This window comes from Actinocrinis sp., assembly GCF_035946395.1.
In the GTDB taxonomy this organism is placed as follows: Bacteria; Actinomycetota; Actinomycetes; order Streptomycetales; family Catenulisporaceae; genus Actinocrinis.
Genome location: NZ_DASYZI010000289.1, coordinates 1 through 11,577 on the forward strand (window position 1 = coordinate 1; position 11,577 = coordinate 11,577).

Here is an 11,577-nt window from a genome sequence, read left to right on the forward strand (position 1 = left end):
GTTGCCGCTCGTCGAGGTGCGGCAGGATCGCCTCGAACTTCACCGCGAGCACCCGCTCGTCGATCTCCATGGTGACAGCCATAGCAGAACCATGGCAGGACAATCAGAACACGTAAAGATTATTTAGCGCCAAGCCCTAAGGACGCTCATCCGGTCCCGGCTGAGCGCGAATCACCCGGCTCGACTCGACCCGGCTCAGCCGCAGGAGTACGCGACCGCGGCCGTCGCCGTGCTCTGCGCCGGCGAGAGGATCTGGAGGGACGCGGTCGCACGGAACGCGCCGTGCCCGGCGATCGTCCAGCGGAGGGTGACCTGGATGGCCTTCTCACCCGCGGCGACCGATTGCTGGAAGGGACCGGATGCCGTGCCGTCACTGCGCAGCCAGCGATATGTGAGGGTGCCCGAGTTGCCGTTGGTCTCGATCGTGCCTGTATACGTGACGACGCGATCACACGCGGGACCGGTCGAGCCCGTGGTGACCTGAGCGCTGAGCACCGCGATCGGCGCACTGTGCCGCGGCCAGAGCACGTAGATCAGAACCGCGAGGAGCACGGCGCCGGGCAGCAGCCAGCCGCGAAGCCGACGCCACCGAGGGCTGGGCCCGGATGAAGCGCCGCCCCGCCGAGGTTGGCGGGTTTCACCGTGCCAAGCGGCGACCACGTTCGCGTCCAGGCCGCCATCGCGTGCGGTCGGCACACCCGGACCGAAACGCAAGACCGTGGGGTCCACGGGGCGACGGTCTTCGGGCGCATCTCCGGGCTCGTACGCGGCGGCGGGACGGGCCGTGATAGCCACGGCCTGCGATAACGCGGAGGGGTCGACGAGAGTCACGCCGTCCTGGGAGGGCCACCCGCGTTCTGCCGCATCCGGCGTCACGCCGTGCCCGTGCGCGACCCACAACGTCTGCGCGGTATCGGGCAACGCCGGACCGGCGATCCCGTCGGCCGACGTGAAGCCGTCTTTGAACGACCCCACCGGATCGTAAGGTTCGGTCACGGTCCCCTGTCCCCCAAGCTCGACGCCATGCCTCTCAGCGATCTCCATGAGAACGGATCGATCGCGAGCGACAGTTCAAGCAGTCGCTACTCGACTTTCATGCGAACGTACGCACCGCCACTTGCCATACGGCAAGGTATCGAGAAGGCACAATACTGCAAGACGCAGAAGCCCGTGACGACCGCTGGGCCGATCATGGATGCGGCCCGCCATCTGCCCATATGCCGCTCTGGTCCCCGCCACGCCCTTTACACACCAACAGGACGTATAGATATGTATGACGTATAGGTAAGCAACACAGTGGTGGTGGTCTTGTACGCCTGCCCTAGCTGTCGATCCAGCTCCAGTCGTCGGGTTCGGCCGGCACTTCCGCTTCGTTGAACCAGGCCAGCACACGGTCGCGGTTTTCGCGCAGCGGCAACGCGTCGCCCAGTTCGCCGCGTGCCACAAGCTGCCGGAAGTGGTGCACCAGCCGATCCTCCAGGTGCTCCAGGTGATGACCAGGCGCGTACCCGCCGTGCGCGTCGTCATCGGGCCCTGTGAGCTTGTCGTCGAAGGGGCTCGCAGGCTCGCCGGGCCGCGTATCGAAGAAACGCACGAGGCGGCCCAGAGACGACAAACCGGTGCGCACCCCGTACGCATACTCGCGGCCCGCATCGCCGCGTCGCGGCAGGTAGTCGTAGAACTCGCTGAAACTGATCCCCGGTCGGTAGTCATCCCGGTCGATCGACAGCATCAGCTTGAACACGCAGTCGGAGCCGGATCTGTACACCCGCAGCAAGGTCTCCTTGCGGTCGAACCCGAGCGCCTTCACCTGCGAACTCTCAATCCCCGAACTCGAAAACCGGGCCGGCGCCTTCATCGGCCAACCGCATCGGCAGCACCAACAGATCCCCGGTCGACGCCTGACGGATGCTCAGCAGAGGCCGCGCGTGGCGCATGAGGCGAAGCTACCAGGGCGGCCCTATCGCGGTCCGCGCCGCAGGAGCGTGCCGAGTTCCGTGATCGTGTGCCGGACGCTCTGGCCGTCGCGCACCGTGGTGATCAGCCCGCTTTCGCGCAGCACTTCCGTGTGGTTGCTCACGGCCGAGGGTGAGCAGTCCAGTCGTTGGGCGATGTTGCCGGTCGTGCTCGGCCCTTCGTCGGCTATCACGGCAAGGACGCTCGCCCGGGTGCCTCCCAGCAGGCGGGTGAGGCTCGCCGGGGTCTCGGGCTCGTGCTCGCCCAACGGCAGTTGCCGTCGTAACGGCACGTAAAGCACCGCTTGGGGGCGCGGTGTGTCGATGCGGCCGAGCCACGGCCTGCCGACGCCGAAGAAGGTGGGCTGGATCAGCAGCCCGACGCCTTCGAGGCGGATGTCCGCGTCGACCGCGCTCTCCAGGTGCAGCACCGGGGGCTTCCAGGACAGCGCGGGGTGCAGGTTGTTGAGCAGATGGTCCGGGCCGGCGGCCGCCAGCCGGGCCCAGTCGTGGTGTTCGGTGCGCACGAGGCCGTCGATCTGTGACATCCAGCCGTCGAGTGAAGCCTTCTGATAGGCGCCCAGCGCTCGGGCGAACAGCGTACGGGCATGCGCGTCGTTGTCGGCGAGCGCTTGGACCAGCGGGGTGATCTGCCGGTAGCGGCTGAGGATTTCGATGTCCGCGCGGCGCAGGTCGGGGTCGAAACGCAGGGCATTGAGCCGGGTGTCGTGCCATTGCGGCGCGACGGCCGGAGCCAGGAAGCCGGGCAGGACCTGTGGGACGTACAGCTGCGCGAGCAGCGCCGCGGCCGGCGAACGGCGGACGGGCATCCAGCGGCGGAACCGGAGATCGCGGGTCCGGGTGTGCAGAACGTGGAGGCTGAAAAGTATTTCCGCTCCACGCTGAGCATGCTCAGCCACGCGGAGTGTCGCCAGGTCAGCGAACGTGAAGTGGATCCGCAGCACGTCCCCAAGGATATCAGCCCCATGATCTAGCGGTCCGCCTGGCCTGACTGGCGAGACCGGAACGATTGACCGCCCTCCCCCGCGCTCGCCGACTGATCCACCCGGCAAACGATTCGCCCCGGCTTGCTCGAAGCCATCCGAGCAGGCCGGGGCGAATCAATCTCGTGCTATGGCAGTGTCGCGCTGAAGACGTCGTTCGGGTTCGTGTTGGTGGTCGGTGTGGTGTTGCTGCTCGCCGGGGCGCACAACGGGTTGCTCGACGGGTACGGCGCGTCACAGTTGGTCTTGACGAAGACGGACAGGAAGCCGCTGCCGCTCGGCTGTAGGGCCTCGTAGTCGCCGACGAAGAATCCCCGCGCCACCGGGGCCGTCGACAAGTCGAACGAGCCCGCGATGTGCTGCTCGCCGCCGAAGGTCGCGCCGCCGTCGGTCGAGTACTCGGCCCAGTAGTCCGTCGGCCAGTTGGCCGTCTGGCCCGGCTGGAGGTTGCGGCTGTCGTAGTACGTCACCGCGACGCGCCCGCCGTTGACGGCCACGGTCGGGGTGAATGTCGGCATGTCGTTGGCGAGCTTGTGGATGACCGCCGGCCCGCTCCACGTCGCGCCGCCATCGCTCGAAGTGACCAGAAGGATCTCGTCGTCCCAGGCGCCGGCGCTCTGCTTGGCGTTCTTGGTGAACATGGTCGAGCTCTCATAGACGGCGTACAGCTTGCCGTTCGAGGGGTCGATCGCGACCGATTCGAGCCCGTCGCCGACCCGTGCGGGATTGCCGGTGTTGGGGTCGATCACCCCGGCGGCGTTGAAGGGCGCGATGGTCGTCGGCTGCGTCCACGTGGCGCCGCCGTCGGTCGACTTGACGAAAGCCAGCTGCGCGTTGCTGCGCGCGCCCCGGAAGGGGGTATTGGGCTGCACGATCAGGTCGGTGAAGTCGTAGAGCGTGTCGTTGCGCGGGTCGACGACGATGACGTTGCCGATCGTCTGCGTCCGCGTGGCGGTGTCGACGATGACCTGGGCCTGGCTCCAGGTCTGGCCGCCGTCGGTGGTCTTGGAGAAGAACGCGGGACCGTTGGACGCCTGCGTGTGCGGGTTGTCGTCAGGGTTGTCGGTGGGCAGCTGGAGAGTGTCCCAGACGGTGTAAGCGGTCTTGTTCTTCGTCGGGTCGGCCGTGGTGGAGTTCTTGTCCGTGCTGTTGACGGCGTTCTGGAAGAACGCTCCCGGCACCGGCTGGATGTGATCCCACGTCGCGCCGCCGTCGGTGGAACGAGCCGCGACGACCGCATTGGCGTTGTTCGGGGCCGTGCTGTTGAAGGAGAGCGCCGACGCGTAGGCGATCCCGTCAGGGCCGATCGACACCCACGGATCCGAGGCGCGGAACATGTCGCTGAGCGCCTGCGGTGCGTTCGCACTGCACGCGTCCAGGGCGATCGTCGTCTCGGTCCAGCTGGCGCCGCCGTCGGTCGAGAAGCCGACGCCGATGCCGCGGGCGCCGCCGTCCGAGCGGCGGTCCTGATGCCACATGGCGATCGCGGTGTTGCCGTGCACGGCCGCCTGCGGTTCGACCTCCGCGTTGGGGAAGGTGCTCCCGGTCAGCGAGTTGTCGAACTGCGAACACGCGGCATAAGGCGACGGTCCGGTGATGAGCACTGGCGAGACGGCCGCCACCACGGGCGATGAGATCACCAGCGCGAGGCTGCACGCGAGCGCGCCGGCTGGAACAGCTCTTCGCAGCATTTTCACAAAACCCCCTCTTCACCTGATTAAAGCCTCAAATTTCTGAATGTAATACCAGCCGGACACGCGCGCAACCAAGCTTGATATTTGAGATCAGCGCCATGTTTTCCCTGGTGGGAGGCGTGATTTTTTGCCGCCCCCGAGACACGGGCGCGATCTTTGAGTGATCGCCATTTCAAAAAAGACTGAAAGCTCAGCGAAAAACACCCGATACTCAGCACCAGGAAACTGATTGCAGCGGTGGCGCTTGGTTCGGCAACGCCCTCCCCGGCCGGAGGCAGCACGCACTGGCGCCCGGACTTCTCCGTCCGGGCGTCAGTGCGCTGGGCCGGCCGCTACCTGGCCGACGCAGTGCGTGATCCGAGTCAGGAAACGTTGATCGCGATGTCGTCGAGCACGAAGGAAGTCTGGTCGACCGAGTCCTCACTACCGGTGAACTTCAGCGTCACGCTTTGCCCGGCGTAGGACGCGAGGCTGAAGGCGTGCTGCGCGTACCCGGTGTTGTGGTTCAGGTTGGAGTAGGTGGCCAGGGTCGCCAGCACCGTGCCGGAGGAGTTGAGGATCTGCACGGTCAGAGTGTCGTAGGCGGTGGTGGTCGTCGTTTCGGCCGTGTCGATGTGCAGCCAGAAGCTGAGCGTGTAGGTCGCGCACCCGGACGGCAGCGTCACGGTCTGAGAGAGGATGTCAGTGTGCGTTGAGCCGTAGCCGTCGAGCCAGGCGTCCCAGGCTCCGCTGTGCGGGGGCTCGCTGCTGCTGTTGTTCACCACGCCCGACGAGGTGGTCCAAGGGGCTGCGGTGCCGGTTTCGAAGCCCGGGTTGCCCAGCAGTTGCGCCGCCGTACAGCCCCCACCCCCACCGCCGCTGCCGAACTGGACGTCGAGCACCGAGTGCAGCTCGATGCCGTTGGGGGCGACGCCGGTCTGGCCGTGCAGGAAGTCGAAGAACCCGACCCCGGTGACCGTGACCGGAACGTTGACCGTCTTGAACGAGGTGGTCACTGCGTACTTGGCGTCGAACTCGCCGCGCGCCTTGATCACGCTGGAGGTCAGCGGGCTGGTGGAACCGACGCAGGCCGGGTCGGGTATCTCGGCGATCATCGTGTGCCCCGCGCCGTCGGAGAGCACGAGGTGGTAGTCCGAGTCGGCCTCCATCTTGAACTCGACCAGCGTCGCCGACACCCGGAACACCGTGGTCTCGGTCGGCTGCACCCGGTTGTTCGACGGCAGACTGCCGGGTGCGGACAGTGCGCCCAGCGCCGCGATCGTGGTGTTCGTGGTCATGTTCAGGTTGATCAGGCCGCTGTCGGCGTCGGTGCCGGTCTTCACCGACCAGCGCTCCACCCCGCAGCTGCCGGTGCTCGCGTTCGGCGCGAAGGAGACCGCTTCGTGCTCCTCGGCGTCGGGTTCGCCGGGGTGCTGGAGGCTCGCGCCGCCCACCGCGGCGGCGACGACCACCGCCGCGGTGGCGGCCAGGAGCGAGAGCGGCCTGATACGTATTCGCATGCGCATACTGATGTTGGACATGTCGTGTTCTCCCCACAGGTGGCATCGACGACTGCGCCTCGGGCAGCTGAGGCGGGCGCTGGCCTGAACGGCGCGTGCGCGACAGAACAGTCGTGTGATACCCGCTGCCCGCGAACACTGACACACCGTGACGTGAACGGTGACGTCAGAGAGCATAGATGTGCGATGCCGATGATCAGACTGCGTCGACACCACACGGCGCGACGGTCACCAGGGGCTCGGGCAGCCGCCGAAACTTCCCTCAACCGTCCCGCGATCCCCGACGTCTCTCACAGTGACCGGACCGCTCCGGTCCGGAGTTCCGGGGGCGTGCACGTGTACGTGTCGGCTGCGTCCCTGGAAATGTGATTGGGGAGGTCACCTTGAATCGACAACTGATACCGGGCCTGCGGGTCGCCGCTCTCGCGGTCGCCGTGGCGGCCACGGCCGCACTCGGCGCGGGCGTGGCGACGAGCGCCACCGCCGCCGTCTCCACCTCGCGGACCCAAGCGCCGGTCGCCGCATGCGCGACCTCGCACCTGCGGGTCTGGTACGGCGAGCCCGCCGGTGCGGCCGCCGGCAGCAGCTACATCCCGTTGGAGTTCTCCGACATCGGCAGCACGAGCTGCGCACTGTACGGATTCCCCGGAGTCTCCGGCGTCACCGTCAGCGGCGCCCAACTCGGTAGCCCGGCGAGGTGGAACCACGTCATCGCCCCGAGGACCGTTGTCCTGACTCCGGGCGGCACCGCGCACGTCATCCTCCAGATCGTGGACGTCTTCAACTACTCGCCCACCGCCTGCAAGCCGACCAAGGCCTACGGACTGCGCGTCTACCCGCCCAACCAGAAGGCATCCGTCGTGCTGCCGCTCGCCTTCGAGGCCTGCGCAAAGGGCGGACCGACTTACCTTGCCGTGGACCCCGTCAACGCCGGCCCCGGTATTCCCCTCTACACCGACAACTGACTGAGCACTGGAATCGGAACGAGTCCCCAGGCGGCGCCACCATTGCCGGCGCCGCCGAAGGGGCCGGGGACGAGCAGATCATTCGGCGCCGGCAGGTTCAGGTCGAGCCGTGATGCGGTAGTCGAGTGTGCTCAGGGCGGTCGCCACTCGGGTGCGCAACTGGCGCAAGGATTCGGCGGTGACCGCAAATCGGATGAAGAAGTTCTCCTTGTCCGGGGAGCTGATCTGGTAGCCGTTGACGACCCCCGCGTCGATGACGCCGGGCAGTGCACGCAGGTCGTCCTCTGTGGTGTTGATCTCGACGATGCCGAGTTCGTCGGCTTCCACATCGAACAAGCCGATGAGCGGCCGGTCGCGAAGCGGGACCGGCCGCTGCGGTGATCGCGAAGACCAGGTCGTCGACGGACCCGGCTGGGATGTCGATGAGTTGGCAGCCAGGCTATATCCCGAGTTCCTGTAGGCACTGCAAGACGTCTAACGACCCAACAGGAACATGACAAATGGCTTGGGTGGCGTCCAGATCACCGCTCAGGCGCCCCGCAGCACTGGAACCCTGGAGCACTGGAGCACTGGAACGGGATGGAAGGCAATGCAGTCGATGGCACTTTCTCATGACGCGCTCGGTGACGGCCCCACGGTTCTGCTGATCCACTCCACGGCGTGCGACCGCCGGATGTGGGATCGGCAAATGCCTGCCCTGACCGCTGTCGGCTACCGCGCGGTGCGTTGTGACCTGCGCGGATTCGGTGAGACGCCCGCACCTGATCGACCATACGACGACGCGCGGGACGTCTTGGAACTCTTGGACGTATTCGGCGCCGATCGGGTGGCACTGATCGCGGCGTCCGGCGGCGGCACGGTAGCGCTGGAAGTCGCGGCCCGCTGGCCGGGTCGAGTGGCCGCGCTGGCGTTGCTGTCCACCGGGCACCCGGAGCACGAGGCCACCGACGAGCTCAAGGCGTGTTGGGAGCGAGAGAACGCGTTGATCGAAGCCGGCGACATCGCCGGTGCGGTCGACTTCAACGTGCAGACCTGGCTCGGCCCCGACGCCGACGAGGCCGCGCGGGAGAAGTTGCGTGACATGCAACGCCGCGCCTTCGAAATCCAGCTGGCCGTCGAAGAGGAGTTCGGCGCCGCGCAGACCGAGTTCGACCTCAGCGACATCACGGCCCCCAGCCTGCTCGTCCACGGAAGTCACGACTTGCCCGACTTCCGGCTCATCGCCGACCGGCTGGCGCGGCAACTGCCAGCGGCCCGGCACCTCGAACTGCCCTGGGCGGGCCATCTGCCGAACATGGAACGCCCCGACGAGATCAACGCACTGCTACTCGGCTTTCTGCGTGGGACGTACCCGGCGCAGACTGCACGAGTGCCGTAAATGTACGTACCTGGAGATCCGCGCGGGCCCGTTGGGCACGGACCGCGATGTCGAACAGCCCAATCGGTGCCCCGGACACGTCGGTCGTTCTGAGCCACGACACCGACCCTACAAGAGCACTGATTTTGCAAGAACGCTGATTACGAGTACACCGCTTACAGGCACACCGCGCAGCGGCCCAGGCGTGGCCGCCGGACGGCGCGGGCTGGGCAGCCAGGCGAGTGATTCACGCGGTGAGTTTCGTCAGTAGCCATTCGGAGTAGGCCAGTTGCGCGGCCTTGTCCGTCGGACGCCCGGTAAGGCGGCGTGCCGCGATGGTCGTGGCGCGGGCCGGCGGCCGAGCATCCACGAGGAGTGCGAGCTTGAAGCTGACCGGGCGGCGGTCACTCCAGAGGTGGCGCGTCCTGTCGACTGACTGAGTGTTCACGGCCCCAACCTTCCATAACAGCGTCACATAACAGCGTTGTATAACAGCGCTATGCATCATGTGTACTTCGAAGACCGGGACATGTCAAGGGTGAATCTCCGTCAGATAGGCCGAACTCGTCGTCACTCCGATGGACGCTGTGACCGCCGCCGAGCCGCACTCATCCTTCGCGATGAGGTCCTGGTATCTCCCGCTCGGCGAACGCTCGAACACCGGGCTCATCTATCAGGTAGCAGCCGCAGACCGCAGGTCGCGGGTCGACAGGCTCTGAACTGCGCAGTGGAGATCCTTGCCGACGCCGGCTATCAGGCCTGGGCACGGTGAGCGGCCCCGAGTCGTCAACAGACGTCTGCGATTCGTTACACGCGCTGGACATCTGAGAGACGCTTCGGCCGGTTCGACAAGGCCAGGAGGCCTACTCAACAACCTCATTGCATAGCGTCACGGGCAGGTGGGCGATTCATCAGCTGCGAGTTGCGGCGCGGCGGGCGCCTACGGTTACGGCGCCGCAGTCAGCACGGGACGCAGCCGGGTGCCTTCCAGGAGCGCGACCAGCGAAATCAGGGGCCTGCGGACTAGCACCCAACCGGCCAGCAGGATCAGGGTGCTGACGATGATGCCGGCCACCACGTCGTGCGGGTAGTGCTGGCCGAGGTAGATCCTTGAGAAGCCCTCGAACAGGGCGAGGGTGGCGGCGAGCAGCCCGAGTCTGCGATCGGCGAGCAGCAGTCCCACGGCCAAGGCCACCGCCACGATGGTGTGGTCAGAGGGAAACGAGTAGTCGGTCGGGCCCGGACAAGGCTGAACCGTGGCCACGTGCATAGCCAGGCAGGGACGGGCCTCGGCGAACACCTGCTTGAGCCCGAGTCCGGCACCGATCGCCACGGCGGTGCCGAGGCCGGTCCAGGCGACCGCGGCCATGGCGGTGCGGTCCGCGCGGCGGCGCGCCTGCCACCAGGCGTAGAGGGCCAGCAGCCCGAGCAGCCCGATGCTCAACGTCGTATACGCGGACATGAAGGTGTGGAGAAACGCGGTGTGCTGGGCGAACGAGGTGATGTCGCGATACCAGCCGTCGTCGGCGGTGGTGACAGTCGAGACGGCAGCAGGGGCGACGTTGGAGGTCATGCGCGGCGGACTCTCTCTATCTACAGACATGTAGAACTTTAATGAAAGTGTAGATGCCGCATGAACGCCGCATGAACCGGGTGACGCGTCGGGTGTGTCAGGGTTTGGCAACAGTGCCAGGGGATACCGCGTGCGCAATCGTCCCGACGATCAGTCGACGGTCGGCCAGGTACGTAGGTCGGCATGCAGCAGGCGGGGCGAGCTACCACACCGGTTCACGGGAGACATCGAGTGTGCGAGCCTGGGTCACGCACGGAGCCGTCCCGCCGAAGGATCTTCGTAGTCAGAACCCTTCTACCAGGCGTGTGATGGCTCCCCGGCCGTGGCGCAAGCGCGCAAGCCCATGACCGAATGAACACGTGGATGAGCACGGGCACGGGTGGACAGGGAGTTGCGGTGGGGGTGTCGATTCTCTTGCGATCACGAACACGCTGGGGGCGACGCGCGACGATGGCGGTGACTGCCGGGACGTGCGTTTTGGTGCCGCTGGCGCTGGCGGGGTGCTCGCGTATCGGCGATGCGGGCAGCAGTGTTCCACGTGGCGGTTCCATACCCGCGAGCCCGGCGTCGATCAGCGGGCCGGCGATTCGTGGTACGGCCATTGACACGGCCGGTCATGTCGCCGCCGGGACGACAGTGACGGTCACGGTGGTGCTGCGCTCCTCGGAGCAGGCGTGGCGCGACGCCAAGGCGATCTTCAGCTTGGGCTTGGGCTGCCTGGACAAGCAGGGGTGTTCGGCGCCAAGCGCACAGGGCCTCGTCGCCGCCAATGGGCGGTTCGCGGTCGCGGTGCCACAGGGGCTGACCGACAAGGACGGCTTGGCCGTGACCGTCGAGGCGGCGCGCGGGACCGGTGCCCGTGTGTCCACGACCCTGCTGTTGCCGGCATCAGCAGCGGGCGGGGCGAGCGTCGCCGTGCCGTTGGCAGCCGATGCGGCGACGCTGGCAGTGAGCGGGCATCGCGCGGTGCTGCGGCCTCCTACGGTCGCAGGGGTCGACGGCACGAGCGAGACAGTCGAGATGGACCAGATCGATACCGGCGACAACAATCCCGCCGCAGGTGCGAAGCGTGCCGACGTCAGCAACGGCTTCGACATCCGCGTGCTCGAAGACGGACAGGCGATGTTGGTCAGCCACCAGACCGGCACGGTCGACGGATTGCCTGCGCGGTATTCAGCAAGCCTGGTGGTCACCGGGCACGCCGTTCCCGCCAGCCGCGGCGCGGCCTGCGTGGTCGAGGACAGCCGTGGAGGGGCACTGCCCCAGCACCCGTGCGGGCTGACCAACGGAGCCCTGGACCAGCAATGGAAGCCACAGGACGACCCGGCGTGCGCAGATGGGCCCTGCCCCGGAACGCTTCAGAACGAGCATCGGGATGTCACCGTGCTGCTGCCCAAGCCGATCGACGCAACGCTGCTGGTCGTGCGCGGCTGCGGATTCACCTGCCGAGTCCAGGTCAGCACGGACGGCAAGACCTTCGAACCGTTCAACGGCCCGCCGGACGACAGTGGTACAGGCAACGAATACGTC

11 protein-coding genes are annotated in these 11,577 nt (G+C 66.9%); 3 read left to right on the top strand and 8 right to left on the bottom strand.

Annotation, left to right across the window (positions count from 1 at the left end; all coding sequences use genetic code 11):
* Window positions 1-195: 195 nt before the first annotated feature.
* The 5 genes from VGS97_RS17560 to VGS97_RS17580 form a co-directional block, all read right to left on the bottom strand.
* Entirely contained in the window at window positions 196-996 is an 801-nt protein-coding gene (locus VGS97_RS17560; RefSeq protein WP_326854643.1) for a hypothetical protein, read from the bottom strand.
* 325 nt (window positions 997-1,321) lie between these two features.
* Window positions 1,322-1,810, bottom strand: coding sequence for a hypothetical protein (locus tag VGS97_RS17565; protein WP_326854644.1), 489 nt, complete (start codon window positions 1,808-1,810; stop codon window positions 1,322-1,324).
* 150 nt (window positions 1,811-1,960) lie between these two features.
* Window positions 1,961-2,785 (bottom strand): helix-turn-helix domain-containing protein, encoded by an 825-nt coding sequence (locus VGS97_RS17570; RefSeq protein WP_326854645.1) that lies wholly within the window; start codon window positions 2,783-2,785, stop codon window positions 1,961-1,963.
* 302 nt (window positions 2,786-3,087) lie between these two features.
* On the bottom strand, window positions 3,088-4,650 hold the full coding sequence (locus VGS97_RS17575) for a sialidase family protein (RefSeq protein ID WP_349262174.1): 1,563 nt from the start codon (window positions 4,648-4,650) through the stop codon (window positions 3,088-3,090).
* 365 nt (window positions 4,651-5,015) lie between these two features.
* A complete protein-coding gene (locus VGS97_RS17580) occupies window positions 5,016-6,173 on the bottom strand; it encodes a hypothetical protein (RefSeq protein ID WP_326854647.1) in 1,158 nt (385 codons plus the stop codon).
* A gap of 362 nt (window positions 6,174-6,535) precedes the next feature.
* Here VGS97_RS17580 and VGS97_RS17585 point away from each other — a divergent pair, with 362 nt between their 5' ends.
* Window positions 6,536-7,117, top strand: a complete 582-nt coding sequence (locus VGS97_RS17585; protein ID WP_326854648.1) for a DUF4232 domain-containing protein — start codon at window positions 6,536-6,538, stop codon at window positions 7,115-7,117.
* A 78-nt stretch (window positions 7,118-7,195) separates the two neighbouring features.
* Here the strand turns inward: VGS97_RS17585 and VGS97_RS17590 are convergent, their stop codons facing one another.
* Window positions 7,196-7,453: a hypothetical protein gene (locus VGS97_RS17590; RefSeq protein ID WP_326854649.1), complete on the bottom strand. Its 258-nt coding sequence runs from the start codon at window positions 7,451-7,453 to the stop codon at window positions 7,196-7,198.
* A gap of 262 nt (window positions 7,454-7,715) precedes the next feature.
* On the opposite strand from VGS97_RS17590, the gene VGS97_RS17595 reads away from it, so the two are divergent.
* On the top strand, window positions 7,716-8,495 hold the full coding sequence (locus tag VGS97_RS17595; RefSeq protein ID WP_326854650.1) for an alpha/beta hydrolase: 780 nt from the start codon (window positions 7,716-7,718) through the stop codon (window positions 8,493-8,495).
* A 226-nt stretch (window positions 8,496-8,721) separates the two neighbouring features.
* Here the strand turns inward: VGS97_RS17595 and VGS97_RS17600 are convergent, their stop codons facing one another.
* The gene (locus VGS97_RS17600; protein ID WP_326854651.1) at window positions 8,722-8,922 is read right to left on the bottom strand and encodes a hypothetical protein; all 201 of its coding nucleotides are present in this window, start codon (window positions 8,920-8,922) and stop codon (window positions 8,722-8,724) included.
* A gap of 498 nt (window positions 8,923-9,420) precedes the next feature.
* On the bottom strand, window positions 9,421-10,047 hold the full coding sequence (locus VGS97_RS17605) for a phosphatase PAP2 family protein (RefSeq protein WP_326854652.1): 627 nt from the start codon (window positions 10,045-10,047) through the stop codon (window positions 9,421-9,423).
* Between the two features lie 636 nt (window positions 10,048-10,683).
* Between VGS97_RS17605 and VGS97_RS17610 the strand changes: the two genes are divergently transcribed.
* On the top strand, window positions 10,684-11,577 hold an 894-nt coding region (locus VGS97_RS17610), incomplete at its 3' end, for a hypothetical protein (RefSeq protein WP_326854653.1).

Bases quoted from the DNA above. Each gene is read 5' to 3' on its own strand.
- VGS97_RS17570 (WP_326854645.1), bottom strand. From the start codon at position 2,785: ATGCCCGTCCGCCGTTCGCCGGCCGCGGCGCTGCTCGCGCAGCTGTAC.
- VGS97_RS17575 (WP_349262174.1), bottom strand. From the start codon at position 4,650: ATGCTGCGAAGAGCTGTTCCAGCCGGCGCGCTCGCGTGCAGCCTCGCG.
- VGS97_RS17580 (WP_326854647.1), bottom strand. From the start codon at position 6,173: ATGTCCAACATCAGTATGCGCATGCGAATACGTATCAGGCCGCTCTCG.
- VGS97_RS17595 (WP_326854650.1), top strand. From the start codon at position 7,716: ATGGCACTTTCTCATGACGCGCTCGGTGACGGCCCCACGGTTCTGCTG.
- VGS97_RS17605 (WP_326854652.1), bottom strand. From the start codon at position 10,047: ATGACCTCCAACGTCGCCCCTGCTGCCGTCTCGACTGTCACCACCGCC.